At 32.9% G+C, this 16868-nt stretch carries 18 protein-coding genes; 5 read left to right on the top strand and 13 right to left on the bottom strand.

The window, feature by feature from the left end; translation table 11 throughout:
* Window positions 1–11: 11 nt before the first annotated feature.
* From ABW637_RS12740 to ABW637_RS12760, 5 genes are all read right to left on the bottom strand, one after another.
* Complete coding sequence (locus tag ABW637_RS12740) at window positions 12–872, bottom strand: GIN domain-containing protein (RefSeq protein WP_367585082.1); 861 nt, start codon at window positions 870–872, stop codon at window positions 12–14.
* A 184-nt stretch (window positions 873–1056) separates the two neighbouring features.
* Window positions 1057–1776, bottom strand: a complete 720-nt coding sequence (locus ABW637_RS12745; protein WP_367585083.1) for a head GIN domain-containing protein — start codon at window positions 1774–1776, stop codon at window positions 1057–1059.
* Between the two features lie 65 nt (window positions 1777–1841).
* Window positions 1842–3599 carry a PspC domain-containing protein gene (locus ABW637_RS12750; RefSeq protein WP_367585084.1) on the bottom strand — a complete coding sequence of 586 codons (1758 nt, stop codon included), beginning with the start codon at window positions 3597–3599 and terminating at the stop codon, window positions 1842–1844.
* A 1-nt stretch (window position 3600) separates the two neighbouring features.
* Complete coding sequence (locus tag ABW637_RS12755; protein ID WP_367585085.1) at window positions 3601–3936, bottom strand: PadR family transcriptional regulator; 336 nt, start codon at window positions 3934–3936, stop codon at window positions 3601–3603.
* A gap of 52 nt (window positions 3937–3988) precedes the next feature.
* On the bottom strand, window positions 3989–4441 hold the full coding sequence (locus tag ABW637_RS12760; protein ID WP_367585086.1) for a DUF4870 domain-containing protein: 453 nt from the start codon (window positions 4439–4441) through the stop codon (window positions 3989–3991).
* Between the two features lie 154 nt (window positions 4442–4595).
* Between ABW637_RS12760 and ABW637_RS12765 the strand changes: the two genes are divergently transcribed.
* The 3 genes from ABW637_RS12765 (at window position 4596) to ABW637_RS12775 (ending at window position 6305) form a co-directional block, all read left to right on the top strand.
* Window positions 4596–5051, top strand: coding sequence for a DUF4442 domain-containing protein (locus ABW637_RS12765; RefSeq protein WP_367585087.1), 456 nt, complete (start codon window positions 4596–4598; stop codon window positions 5049–5051).
* A 119-nt stretch (window positions 5052–5170) separates the two neighbouring features.
* Complete coding sequence (locus ABW637_RS12770; RefSeq protein ID WP_367585088.1) at window positions 5171–5971, top strand: TIGR00266 family protein; 801 nt, start codon at window positions 5171–5173, stop codon at window positions 5969–5971.
* Between the two features lie 136 nt (window positions 5972–6107).
* The gene (locus tag ABW637_RS12775) at window positions 6108–6305 is read left to right on the top strand and encodes a hypothetical protein (protein WP_201920392.1); all 198 of its coding nucleotides are present in this window, start codon (window positions 6108–6110) and stop codon (window positions 6303–6305) included.
* 18 nt (window positions 6306–6323) lie between these two features.
* Here the strand turns inward: ABW637_RS12775 and ABW637_RS12780 are convergent, their stop codons facing one another.
* Window positions 6324–7274 (bottom strand): LysR substrate-binding domain-containing protein, encoded by a 951-nt coding sequence (locus ABW637_RS12780; RefSeq protein WP_367585089.1) that lies wholly within the window; start codon window positions 7272–7274, stop codon window positions 6324–6326.
* A 155-nt stretch (window positions 7275–7429) separates the two neighbouring features.
* Window positions 7430–7852 (bottom strand): DUF2141 domain-containing protein, encoded by a 423-nt coding sequence (locus ABW637_RS12785; protein WP_367585090.1) that lies wholly within the window; start codon window positions 7850–7852, stop codon window positions 7430–7432.
* 305 nt (window positions 7853–8157) lie between these two features.
* Between ABW637_RS12785 and ABW637_RS12790 the strand changes: the two genes are divergently transcribed.
* Window positions 8158–9741, top strand: a complete 1584-nt coding sequence (locus ABW637_RS12790) for a hypothetical protein (protein WP_367585091.1) — start codon at window positions 8158–8160, stop codon at window positions 9739–9741.
* Between the two features lie 138 nt (window positions 9742–9879).
* Here the strand turns inward: ABW637_RS12790 and ABW637_RS12795 are convergent, their stop codons facing one another.
* From ABW637_RS12795 to ABW637_RS12820, 6 genes are read right to left on the bottom strand one after another with little or no spacing between them, the layout of a single operon-like run.
* Window positions 9880–11214: a DUF58 domain-containing protein gene (locus ABW637_RS12795; RefSeq protein WP_367585092.1), complete on the bottom strand. Its 1335-nt coding sequence runs from the start codon at window positions 11212–11214 to the stop codon at window positions 9880–9882.
* A complete protein-coding gene (locus ABW637_RS12800; RefSeq protein ID WP_367585093.1) occupies window positions 11214–12206 on the bottom strand; it encodes an AAA family ATPase in 993 nt (330 codons plus the stop codon). The genes ABW637_RS12795 and ABW637_RS12800 overlap by 1 nt, the downstream gene beginning before the upstream one ends.
* Window positions 12207–12209: 3 nt before the next feature.
* Window positions 12210–13403: a DUF4350 domain-containing protein gene (locus tag ABW637_RS12805; protein ID WP_367585094.1), complete on the bottom strand. Its 1194-nt coding sequence runs from the start codon at window positions 13401–13403 to the stop codon at window positions 12210–12212.
* The gene (locus ABW637_RS12810; protein ID WP_367585095.1) at window positions 13396–14130 is read right to left on the bottom strand and encodes a hypothetical protein; all 735 of its coding nucleotides are present in this window, start codon (window positions 14128–14130) and stop codon (window positions 13396–13398) included. The genes ABW637_RS12805 and ABW637_RS12810 overlap by 8 nt, the downstream gene beginning before the upstream one ends.
* The gene (locus ABW637_RS12815) at window positions 14123–15058 is read right to left on the bottom strand and encodes a hypothetical protein (protein ID WP_367585096.1); all 936 of its coding nucleotides are present in this window, start codon (window positions 15056–15058) and stop codon (window positions 14123–14125) included. The genes ABW637_RS12810 and ABW637_RS12815 overlap by 8 nt, the downstream gene beginning before the upstream one ends.
* Window positions 15045–16007, bottom strand: a complete 963-nt coding sequence (locus ABW637_RS12820) for a stage II sporulation protein M (protein WP_367585097.1) — start codon at window positions 16005–16007, stop codon at window positions 15045–15047. The genes ABW637_RS12815 and ABW637_RS12820 overlap by 14 nt, the downstream gene beginning before the upstream one ends.
* 38 nt (window positions 16008–16045) lie before the next feature.
* On the opposite strand from ABW637_RS12820, the gene ABW637_RS12825 reads away from it, so the two are divergent.
* Complete coding sequence (locus ABW637_RS12825; RefSeq protein WP_367585098.1) at window positions 16046–16771, top strand: RDD family protein; 726 nt, start codon at window positions 16046–16048, stop codon at window positions 16769–16771.
* The last annotated feature ends 97 nt before the right edge of the window (window positions 16772–16868 follow it).

The raw sequence follows: 16868 nt of genomic DNA on the forward strand, positions 1-16868 counted from the left end.
ACGCCTTTTTATTAATTTAATCTTAATTTGCTAGGCACATAATCTATTTTCTTCTTAAACAATGTAGCCTCATTAGAAAAAGTATTGATATTGATTTTAGGTTCACCTAGTAAAAATATCTCAGTTTTATCTCTGGCTTCAATGGTTATTTCTTCATTAACCAATATATAGCAGTCACTAGAACCTTCACCAACTAAAGACATCTTTTTTGAACTTAATTTTTCACCATAAAAGTCGGTTTCGTTATCGGCCCGTAGTAACATGGATTGTACTTCTCCCTGTAGTTCTGAAGACGCTTTTTGATATAAATCTACTTTAAGACTATCTGCCGTAACGATTCCTTTTATTTCTGAGTTTTCATTTATCTGATAAATAACTTCTGTAGCAGTGCTATGTAACTCTACATGGGCTTTACCATTGGAGACACAGTTTATTTTATTGGTATCTGTGGTTAAAAAGACCTCGGCATTGTCATTTACTTCTACTGTTATTTGGCTAGAAGTTATAGGCGACAAAGATTTTACATTTACTTTGTTATGTAACACAATTTTTTTTAGTTCTGAAGCATAAAATATTTCAATATTTAAAGCTTTAGCGCGTCGCAAATCTTTGTTAGATTTTATCGTTAATATACCATCAACAATTTCAAAGTTGATAAGCTCCTGTAGATTACTATCTGCTTCAATCTTTAGCATATTATCACTGCTTTCATCTAGAGTTACATCGAAATTTTCATATATTTCTATAGTATGAAAACTTTCTAAGGTATGTTCTTCGGTACTCACTATTTTATTGCCCTTAACTTTTTCTCTTTGTCCATAAACATTTCCCAATAAAAGAAATGAAAGTAATACTAACAGAAGTGTTCTCATATTTGTGTGAAATTTATAATTATAACAGATTTTTTTTTGTTTAAGTATAGTGATTGGCGAAACTTGTTTACAAATATAATAGACTGGAGAATAAAAGAGGAATTACATAAAAATGATTAATTAGAAAAAGCCCCTTTTTGAAGAGGCTTTGGCTTTGATTGGTTCGGTTGGGGGTTAATTATATTTATTGTCTTCTTACGTTACCTCCAGAGTTATCTACTTCAGATACTTTTTTTGGTTTTCCATAGTATAACACATCAGCACCGCTGGTTGCTTTTCCTGTGAATTGGTTTTTTGCATGAATTCGGATCGAAGCTCCACTAGTAGCCTTGGCTTCAGAGACAAGACTTAAAAGGTCTTCTGCTCGTAAGTTCGCTCCACTGGTTGCATTTGCTTTATGAAAATTCACTTTTCCTGCTAGGTCGATCATGGCTCCACTAGTAGCCGAAGAAGTTACAGATTCTGCCTTTATGTTTAGCTTGATATCTGCTCCACTGGTTGCTCTAAGTTCGATGTCTTTTTGTTTTACAGCTTCTTCAGAAGTTATACTGGCCCCACTATTCACCCTTAATTGGTTTAATTTATCATACGATACAAATACATTTTTTTCATCAGCGAAATATATGTTTTGATCTGAAGTTACATAAAGTGTATTTTCTTTTACATATACCTCGATATGTTCATGCAGGTTTTTATTGGCTTCTACGATTACCTTTCTACTTTCGTCCTGTATCAGAATAACATCTAATCCTCTACTCGCCTTTATAGCATCGAAGTTTTCATTAATGGTTCTTTCTTTTCTTACAACTTCTCCTTGTCCCTTAATCCCATCGAAGACTACATTGCAGGAACAACAGGCTATCGATAAACAAAAGGTTACTAAAATTTTGACTAGTGTGCTCATGGTTTTACATTTTAATTATTTAACTGTTCGTTTTTTGATTGATCTTGCTTATTGCAAGGATTGATTTAATTATCGGTTTTAATTTCTATTCCGTCTTCGTCTATTTTTATATCTACTTCTTCACTTTTGAGTCGTACTCCGTCTTCATCAATTTTAAGGTTAGTATTTTGATCATCAGAGTTGATATTAATTTTCACTTCATCATCATCCTGCCATTCATTGTATTCCCAATCATTTTCTTCTCCTTTTTCTGGGCAATTTTCACATTCAAATTTTCCATCGACTACCTTGATATATTTACCTTCTTTGTTATCAATTGTTATATAGTCATCGTATTTCCAGGAATTATTAAACCCAGATGTGTTTTTATCGGCAAATATTGTGATTCCCTCTGGTAGGGTAAGTATTACATTAACTTCTTGGTCTCTATGTTTACTGGCATACTCTGTAATTGCATATCCATTTAGTAACAAGTGGTTGCCATCAAGTTCGTAAGCATAATCTAACTCTTCGGCTCTTTGTGATGCTTCATCATATGATCTTCCTTCTGCTTTCTTTTCTATAGTAATACCTACCATAGAATCTCTTTTTGACGTTTTAAAATAAAGTTCTATATCCTGTATCACAATTATCCTGTTACCTTGCGAGTCTCTCTTGATTTTATAATCATTTCTGTGTTTAAGGTGTTTTACGTATCTATTATTTGATTCCATTTTAATAGTTAAGGTATCATTACTGGTAACCGGTAATAATTTCTTTTCTGTAATTACTTCGGCATCGTATGCTTCTAGAGTTGCTTGTCTAACCCCTATAACAGCTAGGCTTATAATTGAAATTATCCATACTCCTAATAAACCAAGTTTGGCGGGGGTTCCTATAGATTTTAAGTTACTTATCAAAATTCGTAACCCAAGGATGAATAAAAAGAAAAATGGAATTCCTACAGCAAAAAAGGTGATTAGAGAGAGTAACCATAATGGAACTTCTGGGTGATTACTTACTTCAAAGTATTCTACCCATGGTGTGTCCATAAATCCAAAGGTGCCTAGTGTAAATAATCCAATAAATAAACTAATTAAAGTAACTCCGGCCACTATGATTAGAAGTACACCGATAAACTTTACGAATATTTTTAATAAGACTAATAACACATCTCCTAAGGCTTCAAAGAAAGTAGTTGAGCTACTTTTTACTTTATCGCTATATTTTTGATAGTCTACATTTTTTACGGTATCGGTGACATCATCAAGCCCTTCTTTGATTTTCTTTTCTATATTACTAATATTAACTGCTTCTCCTTTCATTGCCAAAAAATCGGCAGTGGTTTTAGCCTCAGGAACAAAAATCCAAAATGCTATGTAGATAAGTATGAAGGCTCCACTAGAGAATATTGTAAACAATATCCATGCTAATCGAATCCATATTGGTTCTATGCCTAGATAATGACCTAATCCTGAGCTTACTCCTCCGACGTAAGAATTTGTAGTATCTCTAAACAGATTTCTTGATGTTCTCGATTTTTGAGATGCCGCTTTGGGTTCATCTTCAAAGATTTCTTCATCTAGCCTGTAATCTTCCGGTTGTCCCATTACTGCTATAACTTCGTCTACTTCTTTATCGCCGATAACCTGTCGTTCGTCTTTTATTTTTTCACTAAATAATTCTGCAATTCTAGCTTCGATGTCTGCAATAATCTCATCTCTACCTTGCGAATCGGTAAACGAACGTTTAATGGCATTTAGATAACGTTGCAGTTTTAGATAAGCGTCTTCATCGATATGAAAAAATATACCTGCTAAATTTATATTAACTGTCTTGTTCATTTTACTTCTTTTTTTGTTTGGTTACCAGGTTTACAGCATGTCGTAATTCGTCCCAGGTGGTATTTAATTCTTTTAGAAATAGTTTTCCTGTTTCTGTGAGGCCATAATATTTACGAGGAGGCCCAGATGTAGATTCTTCCCATCGATAGCTTAGCAATCCGGCATTCTTTAGTCTCGTTAATAAAGGGTAAATTGTACCCTCTACCACTAACATTTTTGCATCTTTTAGGGTTTCCAAAATTTCGGCAACATAGGCATCATCGTCCTTAAGGATAGAAAGTATGCAATATTCCAGAACACCTTTGCGCATTTGCGCTTTTGTGTTTTCGATCTTCATAAAACTAATTTTTAAAAGTTAAACTGTTCATTTTTTGATTGATGATTGATGGTTATTTTATAAATCGTATACAAAGAGGATACTTATATGTTTCACCTTTGTTTGCTTTTAATGCCGCTGTTATCACAAAAATTATTTCCAGAAAAAAACCAATTAATGCAATAATGCCAATAAAGGATGCTCCAATTAGAGTTCTAAATCCTCCCGGATCTGAAAAGTTGATTGATATATCATTAAAATGAAATAGATCCGTAATGGTCGCATCTCCAAAAACATTAAAAATGAAGAATGGAAATGATAATATTCCTAATACTACAGTATATAATAAAATACTTAACTGAAAATTAATTGCCTCCTTACCATTAGTATCTATAAAGTCTGATTTATCTTTATTCGTTGTCCATAAAAGAATGGGAACGATATAATTTCCGAAAGGGATAAAGTATTTAGAAAATACACCCAGATGCATGAAAGCGGCAATATTTTTATGATTATTGATTGACATTTTTAAAAGTATATAATAGTTTCTTATGCAAATATATATCTTTAAAAAGGTATTATGCAAAACATAGTACCATAATTTAACATAAATTTAAGATTTAAGATGTTTTTTCTAGACCATTCTTTTACCTATATTGTCATAATTAAAAGCAAATACTATGAATATCACTCCTGGAAAACTTAATTCATTCTTACTACTTAAATTACCTTCTGCTTGGATGTGCGGAGTACGGGTAAAAAAAATCGATAGAAATAATTGTACCGTTACAGTAAAACATAGATGGATCAATCAAAATCCGTTCAATTCTATGTTTTGGGCTGTACAAGGTATGGCCGCAGAATTAACAACCGGTGCTTTAGTAACGGGGTATATAAGAAATAGTGGAAAAAAAATATCCATGTTGGTGGCCAATAATAATGCAACTTTTACTAAAAAGGCTACAGGTAGAATTACATTTGTATGTAATGATGGGCATTTGGTAGCAGATGCAATCCAAAAAACAATAGAAACCGGAGAGGGGCAAACCGTATGGATGAAATCTATAGGTACTAATAAAGAAGGGATAGAGGTGTCTACTTTTAATTTTGAATGGACAGTAAAGGTGAAAAGTTAATAATGTATAGTAAAATGAAGATTTAATTGTAACACATTTCTAAAATTGTTTACTGATAAAGAAAAGATTCATTAATCTACCTGTAAGCGAACAGGTAACTAAAAACTATACATTTAATTATGACTGCACACGAAATAGATTATGAGATCATTGGTGAAGAAATGCAATATGTAGAGATAGAACTTGATCCACAGGAAGGCGTAATTGCTGAAGCTGGAAGTTTTATGATGATGGAGGATGGTATCAAAATGGACACTATTTTTGGAGATGGCTCTGCTAAAAACCAAGGTGTCATGGGAAAAATATTTGGAGCAGGTAAACGTCTGTTAACAGGAGAAAGCTTGTTTATGACTGCTTTTTATAATCAAGTTTCCGGGAAAAAAAAGGTAAGTTTTGCGTCTCCATACCCGGGTAAAATAATACCGATAGATTTAACTAACTATGGCGGGAAGTTTATTTGCCAGAAAGATGCTTTTCTTTGTGCTGCAAAGGGGGTTTCTGTTGGAATTGAATTCTCAAGAAAATTAGGTCGAGGTTTATTTGGAGGAGAAGGATTCATTATGCAAAAACTTGAAGGTGACGGTATGGCTTTTGTACATGCAGGAGGAACTACTGCGAGAAAAGAATTGCAACCTGGAGAGAAATTAAAAATTGATACCGGTTGTATTATTGGGTTTTCTAAAGATGTAAATTATGATATCGAGTTTGTTGGAGGGATAAAAAACACAATTTTTGGAGGCGAAGGTCTGTTTTTTGCGACTTTAACTGGGCCAGGGGTAGTGTATGTACAATCCCTTCCGTTTAGTAGATTGGCAAATCGAGTATTAGCATTAGCTCCCAGAGGAGGAGGTAAAAGTAAAGGTGAAGGAAGTATCCTGGGAGGTATAGGAGATCTTTTAGATGGCGATAATAGTTTTTAGTATTGTTAAAAATGCGCTAAATGACCAGGTTTTTAGTTTTATTTGCATATATTAGCGTATACTAATTTTAAAAACGTAAGCCTATTCCTACAATTACTTGTTTAAACCTAACATTTTTTTAAACCCCTATTAATTTATGGCTAGAGCAATGTTTGATTACACAAAAACTGTACTAAGAAAAGTAAGTTTTGATGTTAATCTTTTTACAAAGGAAGTTCTTAAAGCACTAAACAGATTACTTCCACATGAGATTGAAGAATTAAAAATTTGGATTCAATCTCTGACCGTTAAACAACCAGAATTACAATCTTGTTTAATTTATTTAAAAACATAATAAAAAAAAAGCGACTTTTTAGTCGCTTTTTGTTTTTTGAAGAGGACTAATAATTTGCACGTTTTGAAAAGCAATGGCTCCCTTTACTACACCAGCAATTGTAGAGTGCAGTGCATCTATAATTTGCATTTTTAACTCACTTTTATTAAAAATCAAACTCACTTCTCTTGCAGGGGATGGTTCATTAAAGTAATGAAGATTACTTTTTTCATCATTTTTTATATCTAACGTATGTAAATAGGGTAGAAGTGTCATCCCTAAGCCTTCGTTTGCTAACTTTACCAGTGTTTCAAAACTTCCACTTTCTAACTGAAAATGATCTTCATCATAACTTTTTTTGGTTTTGCATAAGTTAATAATACCATCTCTAAAGCAATGCCCATCTTCTAGTAAAAGCATATCATCGATATCAAGATCTCCGGTGTCAATCTTTTTCTTTTGGTTTAGTCGGTGTGTAGAGGGTATATATCCTACAAAAGGCTCATAATATAGCACTCTTTCCTTAAGATTTTCATTTTCTAATGGAGTAGCAGCAATAGCAGCGTCTAGATGTCCATCCATGAGTCGTTCTACAATAGTCTCTGTATTTAACTCTTCGATTTTTAATTTTACTTTGGGATATTTTTTTATAAAATTGTTTAAGAACATTGGAAGTAAAGTAGGCATAACTGTTGGGATAACACCTAGTTTAAATTCACCACCGATAAATCCTTTTTGTTGATCTACAATGTCTTGTATGCGCTCACTTTCATTAACAATATTTCTTGCTTGCTGCACTAGTTTAGCTCCAACTTCGGTAAGTGCTATCGGTTTTTTACTACGATCAAAAATAAGGATATCCAGTTCTTCTTCAAGTTTCTGGATTTGCATACTTAAGGTGGGTTGAGTAACGAAAGTTTTTTCTGCTGCTTTGGTAAAGTTTTGATGTTCTGCTACCGCAAGAACGTATTTTAATTGTGTGATTGTCATTTTTATCAAATTGGTCTACAAAAATAATAAAGCTATTGATAAAAACTATTAATATTTAATTAAAAATTTATTTTGTTTATTGTTTGATATTGAAGAAAAGGAAATTATCCACTACAGATAATTTCCTTTTTTTGATTAATGAATATAATCTGTTCCTACATTCTAATTTCCATCTCCATATCTTTAGATCCAACTTCAAACTTTGCATCGCTCCACATTGGTGGGCCATAGCTCATGTTGTTATTAGATACTCCATAGCTTTCTTTTGGCATTCCGTTGTCTTCAAAATCCATTCGATTGTTACTGTTTTTATCATGAAAACAAGAGATTGCGAATATACCTTCGGGAACATTGGTAAATGTGATTTTTGCAATACCTTCTGTTATTTTGCTTTTTTGCCCCTGTATGGGAGCTGCTTTCATAAAAGTATCTTCGTTGTAGAGTCCAAAAACAACATCTCCTTCAGAACTTGTTACATTCGGAACTGTAACGGTAATAGTTATTCCTTTAGTTTCTTCTTGTGCCTGAGATATAAAGTTCGAAATAAGAAAGACAATAATTAATGCGAGAGTTTTCATGTATTTAAAGTTTTATAGTTATTTGATTTTTGATGATTCAAATGTCTATATATCTATAGCTATATGCCAAAAGAAAGTACCGAGTTGTTATTTTTAAGGGATAGAATGTAGTTTAGCTTTTAGATACTATCTGCTAGGATGAGTATTGTCAAATATCAATTCAAAAAGGAGTCTTATCAATTCAAACCTATCAGCCATACATTGTATGTAAGAAGTACGATGGCGTTTGCATACATTTATGTGATATCAACAACTACCCCTTTTTTAATAGTATAGATTCACATATAATTCTTAAAACCATATTTATGAAAACTACTAAATTAAGGCTATTGATTTGCTCGTTTCTGATCTCATTTATCTCTTGCGAAAAGGATGAAATTACTACTTCAATTGAGGAAACTTCAGAAAAAGGCTTGAACATTCTTCCATTGGGACAACTTCTTTATGAATTTCCGTTTAGGGGAGAAGATATAAAACCTAAGGAACGGGTATATACAAGGAATCATGCAGCGGGGATTCAACAAAAAGGTAAAGATATTCATGTAAAACGCTATATAGGTAATAACAAATGGACGCATCTAAAAGCGGGAACCGATGGAAGCAAAAATTCTGATGATGTTATTTACGGAAAACCGATATACGCCATTGCAAACGGTAAAATAATTGGAGGATGGCGTAATGCCCCAGAAAACCCTGGTGATGGAACAAAACACCCCTTTGTAGCAGCAAAATTGATTCCAGGAGGAGGTAATATGTTATGGGTAGAACATGCTGATGGATCTCGTGTATTATATGCGCATATGATTCCTGGGTCTATACCATTAAGTTTATGTGATATACAAGAAGCTACTTTTCCCGCATCAACTAATAACGAAAACCAATATGTTATGTATGACCCTGCAGATCAGGTTAATATTGTAAAAGGACAATTTTTGGGTAGAGTAGGGAACTCTGGTAATTCAACCGGTCCGCATTTGCATATACATGTAGAGAAGAATGGAAGTGCTAAAGCAATGAAATTTAGAAAAGGATCTGCTAAAACGTATGTGCATAACCAAACTACGCTTCATAGTGGATGGCAAAGTTTTAATGGACAAGAAATACCACACGGACGCGTATTGATTGATGCTCCTAGGCGTAGAGAGTATCGTATGATGGATTTTGAATCATATCGAGTGGGTAATAGACAAATGTATGCAGGTATTTTTGTGCCAGGAAGTTATGATAGTGCATCGTATATAAAAGATAATTGGACTCAATTTCGTAACAAATGGAGCGATCTCGAATCGAAAGGGTTTCGTATGATTGATTTTGAATCATATATGCTTGGGAATAAGCGAATGTATGCAGGCATTTTTAAACCAGGAAACTATGCCAGAGCTGCATATTTTAAAGATAATTGGAATGATTTTGTAGCTAAATGGAGTGATCTTGAATCAAGAGGGTTTCGTATGATCGATTTTGAATCGTATAAAGTTGGAAATAAACAAATGTATGCCGGGATTTTTAAGCCAGGAAACTATGCCAGAGCTGCATATTTTAAAGATAATTGGAATGATTTTGTGGCTAAATGGAGTGATCTTGAATCAAGAGGATTTCGTATGATCGATTTTGAATCGTATAAAGTTGGGAATAAGCAAATGTATGCAGGAATATTTAAGCCTGGATCGTATGCAAAAGCGGCTTATTTTAAAAGTAACTGGACTCAATTTCGTAATAAATGGAGTGAACTAGAATCAAAAGGGTTTCGTATGATTGATTTTGAATCCTACAAAGTTGGTAATACACAAATGTATGCAGGTATTTTTAAACCTGGATCCTATCCTCCTGCGGCATATTTTAAAAACAATTGGGAAGACTTTCTGGAAGGCTGGAAATATTTAGAATAGTTAAGAGCAAGGGGGAATAATAATCTTAGCTATTAGTTCGTGTGTTATATGCCAAAAGTATGTAACGCACGAACTTTTTTGTTATGGGGAGGTTAATAATAACTTTATACTTATCAATTTGAGTTTTTAAATTGAAAATTACAAAAGTCCTCTGGCTTTAATTTCTAAATACTTATTGATAGTGTTTATGGTAAGATCCTCTGGAGCCGTAAGTATCGAATGGATGCCATGTTTACTTAATTCATTAACAATCATTTTCTTTTCGTACACGAATTTTTCGGCAATGGTTTTTTCAAAAATTTGTTTGGTAGAGACGGCAGATTGGTCTAATACTAATTTCAACTCTGTGTTTTCAAAGAAAATAACCACTAATAAATGAGTTTTAGCAATAGCTTGTAGATAAGGTAGTTGTCTATGCAATCCATCTAGAGTTTCAAAATTTGTATATAGTAGAAGTAAGCTTCGATGTGTAATATTACGTTTTACATCTATATATAATCGTGCAAAATCTGATTCTGCAAAATCTGTGTTGATGTTGTATAACGTTTCCAGTATCAAATTCATCTGGCTTTGTCTTCGTTGCGCTACAATAGTGTTTTCTACTCTTCTAGAGAATGTAAACATACCCGCCTTATCTTGCTTTTTGATAGCAATATTCGAAATTACCAGAGTGGCGTTAATAGCGTAGTCTAATAAGCTTAACTCATTAAAAGGCATTTTCATAACACGACCTGTATCGATAACAGAATATATAGGCTGCGATTTTTCGTCCTGGTATTGATTTACCATTAAGTGGTTTTTTTTGGCAGTGGCCTTCCAATTAATGTTTCGGATATCATCACCAGATACGTATTCTTTAATTTGTTCAAATTCTAGTGTATGGCCTATTCTTCTTATTTTTTTAAGTCCGTATTGTCTTAACTTATTGGTAAAGGCTATAAAATCATACTTTTTAAGTTGTAAAAACGAAGGATAGCTAGGTACCATTACATTAGTAGAAAACTGCCTTTTTTTTGCGATAAGTCCTAATGGAGAGGAGGTGAAAATGGTAAGGTTTCCAAAGTGGTACTCACCGCGTTGGGTAGGTCGTAATTCGTAGATGAATTTTTTCTCTTCAGAAGGTTTTAGACGCGATTCAATAGCAAAATTTCTATGCTGAAACTGTATTGGCAACTCATCGATAATTTTAATGGCACTCGTAAATTGATATCGATTAACTATGGTAATCTCAATATTGTTTTGATCACCATTTGATAATTTTTCGGGCGGGGCTCGATGAGCTTGAGTGCCTATTTTATTTCTGTATAACAGTAGAATGTCAAATATAAGTCCGCCCAGAAGTATAAAGAGTAAAAGTTTAGCAATGCTAAACAAGTTTTCAAAAAAATAGGAAACAATAAAAAGTGCCGCTATCGAAAAGAGTAGCGTAAAAAATAATTGTCTTAGGTATAAACTCTTTAAAAAAGCTTTCACTATCTAGGTATTTCTATTGTTTCAATAATCTGCAATACTACTTTTTCGGCTGTAAAACCTTCCATTTCTCTTTCTGGGGTTAATATAATTCGATGCCTTAACACAGGGGCTGCCACCTTTTTTATATCATCGGGAGTAACAAAATCTCGACCACTAATAGCCGCCATTGCTTTTGAGGCATTCATAATCGCTATAGATGCTCTGGGAGATGCCCCAAGGTAAAGATTTCCATTGTTTCGGGTATTGTTTACAATAGAGGCAATGTATTTTAATAAGTTATTCTCTATGATGATGCTTTTAATGATTTCCTGGTACTCTGCAATTTGCTTGGCATTTAGAACCGGCTGAATCATTTCTGTAGGAACAGCATTCTTTCTTTGGTGATGTCCTTCTAGAATGGTTACTTCTTCTTCAACTGAAGGATAACCCACATTAATTTTAAACAAAAAGCGATCTAATTGCGCTTCGGGTAAAGCATAAGTGCCTTCTTGTTCTATAGGGTTTTGTGTTGCAAATACCAGAAGTGGACTCTGCATTTTATTTTCAATTCCGTCTATGGTAATCTGTCGCTCTGCCATTACTTCAAACAAAGCTGCCTGGGTTTTGGCTGGAGCACGGTTAATCTCATCAATCAGTATAATATTTGAAAATATCGGCCCTTTTTTGAATTCGAATTCTGATGTCTTTACATTAAAAATTGACGTTCCAAGAATATCACTTGGCATTAAATCAGGGGTAAACTGAATTCGACTGAAATCTACACTCATCGTTTTGGCAAGTAGTTTAGCTGTAACAGTTTTTGCTACTCCCGGAACTCCTTCAATAAGAGAATGCCCATTGGCCAGGATAGAAATAATCAACAAATCGATCATCTCGTGTTGACCAATAATTACTTTGCCCAGCTCATCTTTTATTTTTTGAACAGCTTCTTGTAGGTTTTTAAGATCTATTCTACTGTTAAACTCCAAAGGATTTTCGTTAGTTTCTTCCATAATTTATATTGTAAATTCTTCTATTTTTTTATTCAAGGCTATCAAATCTTCTTCACTGTGAATCGCTTTTCCTCTTAAAGTATTGATATAATCGATGAGGTCTTTCGTTTCTTCTAAAGAGTGATTTGTTTTTACGGCAAGCCTATTCATAAAATCTGTATCGAGCGTATTTGTATTTATATAATATGTACTTCTTATTTTTTCGAGGAAGTAGGTAATTTTTTTTGAAATGATATCACTATAATCTTTATACTGAAAATATAAGTTTCCGATAGTTTTAGTAAACTCTATCGAAGTATTTTCTAACGGCTTAACAATAGGGATTATTCGTTGTTCTCTTTTTCCTGTAAAAATTATAAAAATCAACAAACCAATAATTAAAAGATACCAAGCCCATCGTAATGAGGTTTGATTTAATACAAACCGCATAGGCGAATTTATAATTTTACGACCATCTTTTAGATAATCATCCCAATATAATATTTGATGATTATCTATAAATGAAAGACATGTGGCTGCATATTTCTGATTTCCGTTAAGCATGTAGTAATTAGAGAATGCCTGAGGGAGTGTGTTTAAATATAGGGTTCCTTTACCTTCTTCTACCTTTATAAAATTAACCTCATTGAGCCTCTCTGCAGTTTCCTCATTCTTGTAATGTCCTAATGTTGTAGTTTTTGTGGTATCGAAACTTTTAAAAACTGTTTTGTAGATATTCTTTTTGAATTTTGGTAACGAATCTTCTTTTATGAAAGAAGAGAAGAACGTAGGTGTGATTTCTTTTTCTGTGAGTTGATAATCTACCTCTGTTTCGATATTTAAGGAATCCTTTAGAATTTGCCCAAAATTTTCTCCAGAAAGAAACACAGAATTTCCTTGTCTTACGTATTCAATAAGTTTTTCATAAGATCTTTTATCAAAATTGATGTTGGAATTGATAAAGAGATATGCAGAATTAGATTGGTACTCTTGGCTACTTAAGAAATCAAAAGGATTTTTTGAAATAGGAAGAATCTCTTTATCGTTTTCGAGGTTTTTTAGTTCTTCAAAAAGGATATATCCACCAAATGGTATTTTGTCTGATGATGTATAACTCGATTTCCAATTTATAGGTGTAGGTCTGGACAGTTCGATAACAATGATGGCCAATAATGCTACCCCAAAGAGAATCAATATATTTCTTGACTTTTTATCCAAAGTTTTTCATTTTAGAATTTAACACGTCAAAAGACTCTTTGGCATTTAGATACCCATTTTTATCTAACTCAAATTTACCATACCATATATAATCATATAGATAAGAAACTCTGTTAAAATTTTGCTTTAAAGTAATATCTGCAATTTCTCGATAATAATCTGTATTGGTTTTTTCGAAATGGTAATCAATTATTTTCTTTATTGATAAATCTTGTAATGTCTTTAGATACATATATCGTACAGCAAGACGATAATCTTTTTCTTTAAGCGCGTCACTAACCAATTTGTCTAGATTTATTTTTTCGATATGTTCTTCGGTAATTTGTATTGGAGCAACAAGGGTATTCTTTTTTCTGAAAAAAGATACGGCATCTTTCCCTACCAGCACCCTGATTAAAATGTATACTGCAATACCAATGAGTACAATATAGATAATGTTTTCTAGTAGTTTAGCCAATAGAGGGTCAATTGTGACTCCAAAAATACTCTGTAGGCTATTAAAAAACCAATTTAGCGCTCTGGCTAAGAAATTTTCTGCTTCGCCTTCAACCGTATTGTAATCAAATTCATCTCCTGTATATTTTTTAGACAAATCATCAGAAAAATCAATAACAGATACCTTACTACTATCAATTGCTATTTTGAGCGAGTCTTGTTGTGCCCACACTGGTGAAAATAAATGAGCTACTAAAAAAACAAATATAATATAGTATCCTTTCTTATTCACCAGTACCGATTTGATCAATCTTTTCTCTTGTATTTACATTGTATTTTTGTTCATGTAAAGAGAAATATAAAATTCCGTTAATAAACTGGGATAATGATTGCGAATATGCCAAGATCACTAAAATGATACATAGCCCAAGAGTATATATAATTTTGGCCACGGCTGAGTTTACTATGTCGCCCCCGGTGTCAATCATAATATAGGTATAAACACCACCAATTACTCCTGGTATGGCTACAATAATAAATAGTACTAATAGTCCAACTAGTAACCCGAGAATGAAATTAACCCCAACACATTTCCAAAAATTACTTCTTACCAAATCCCAACCTTCTCCCAAGGCATCTGTAGTACTTTTATTTTCATGCAACATCACCATAAAAGATAATCCAATCCAAGCAGTTAATGCAAATTGTAGTACATATTGTACTAATGTACCTATAATAGGGATAATTGCCAAGATTACAGAAATGATCATAAAACCAATATATATCGGTATCAATAGTAAAATAAAGATAAATATTTTACCAAAATTTTCTTTTACAAAATTCCAGACGTCATGTTTGTTCTCTATGACTTTTTTTTGTTGTTCATAGGTAATCATGTATCCAGATGCTAAACTATAATTTAATGCGGCAATGATCATAAATACAATAAAGAAGAAAAAGAAACCTATACCTATAAACATAAAGGAATCATCTCTGTTGGCGCTACCAAATCCTGTAGTGCCACTACTATCATATAAACCAATGAAACCTGTTACCATAAGATAGCTTACTCCTAATAGCAAAAGAATAAAAATACCGTTATAACTTATGAAAATATTAGTAAAGCTTTTTAGATTTTGTTTAAAGAAATCAAAATAGGTAGAGATTATTTCTCCGAGATCTCTATTTTGTTTAAGTTCTATATAGTTATCTTCTTTCATATGTTTTTTTTAAAAGATTGGGGTATATGATATAATAAAATATAATGAGTGCTAAAGAACTAAATATAATTGACATGGCCAGCCATACAGGCATGTTAGAATATCGCGTAATAAACCCTTCTATAAATCCGGCAATAATAAAAAATGGAATAGTGCTTACCACTATTTTTAGACCATCTTTTGCGCCTTTCATAAAGGACACTCTTCTAGAATAGGTTTTAGGAAATAGTATACTGTTTCCCATTACTATCCCAGCACAACCTGCTATTATGATTACAGAAATTTCTATTGTTCCGTGTAGCCATATCGACTTAGAGGCCTCAAATAAAAGGCCTTTTGTATAAAAAAAAGTAATAAAAGCTCCAAGCATAATTCCATTGCTAAATAATACGTAAGCAGTTCCTATAGAGGTGATCACCCCAAAAGCATACGCCAAGAATGCTACTCTTATATTGTTTATTGTTATCCCAAGGAAGGAACCTACCATGCTTCCGCTTTTATAAATTGCCGTTGGGTCTCCTTTTTCGATGTTACTGAGCGTTTCATTAACATAGGCGTCTCCTAAAATTAATCTTAAAAATGAAGAATCATTTAAAGCAGAAATAACCCCGATACAACATGCGGCGGTAAAAATCAGAAAAGTATAAAATAATGTTTTTTGATGTTGAGAGAAAAATAAAGGAAATTCTGTTTTCCAGAACTCGACAATCCTATTTTTACTTTCTTTTTTATTGATATATATCTTTTGATGTGCTTGTGAGGCCAAAGAATTAAGGTAAAGTAGGGTCTTGCTATCGGGGTAATACGTTTGAGCATAGGACAAATCATTAGTCAAATGTATGTAGTAATCTGCAAGTTGATCTGGACTAATCTTGAAATTTTCATGTATTGCCTTTTCAAAAGCGATCCATTTTTCTTTATTTTGCTTCACAAAAGCTGCTTCCCGCATCTATCAATTTTTTGTTAAAGATAATCACTTACTTATAAATGTCAAATATAGCAATCAATACCACACAAAATGTAAATCTGGATTATAAAACTGTTAGCATAGGAGAGAGGATGCTCGCATTTTTAATTGATCTTGCGATATTTTGGCTTTATCTCTTTATTGTAAATTTTATTACAGCTCTTGTAGGAACTGCTTTCGAAGATAATTGGACCGTATTTGGGATACAATCTCTCTTATTGTTACCTGTTATGTTTTATTCATTGTATATGCATATTCTCTTTAACGGCAGAACCGTTGGAAAAATGATTTTGAAAATAAAAGTTGTGCGTATTGATGGCTTACCTGCTAGCTGGAGTAATTATTTGGTTAGATGGATGTTGCGATTAGTTGATATTTGGATCTTTATGGCATCGGTTGGCGTATTTAGCATTTTATTTTCGAGTAAACGTCAGCGACTTGGTGATGCTGCAGCAGGTACTATTGTAATCAGTACAAAACAGAAAGTAAAAATATCGCATACCATTTTAGAGGAAGTCAACGATGATTATCGACCTCAATTTTTAAATGTAACCAAGCTTTCAGATAAAGATGTTCGATTAATTAAAGACACCTATCGTATTGCAAGAAAATCTAATGATTTTAAAACATTAACAGCATTGCGAAATAAGGTAGAAGAAGTGTTAGAAGTAAAGTCTGAATTGTATGATCGCCAATTTTTAGATACTATTTTAAAAGATTATAATTACTATACGCAACGATTGTAAATTGGGTAATGAGGTGCATTGCACACTTTTTAAGTATTTTCCAGAAACCAGATACCCGATACCAGAAACCAGATACCAGATACCCGATACCTGAAAC

The sequence above is a fragment of the Aquimarina penaris genome, assembly GCF_040786285.1.
In the GTDB taxonomy this organism is placed as follows: domain Bacteria; phylum Bacteroidota; class Bacteroidia; order Flavobacteriales; family Flavobacteriaceae; genus Aquimarina.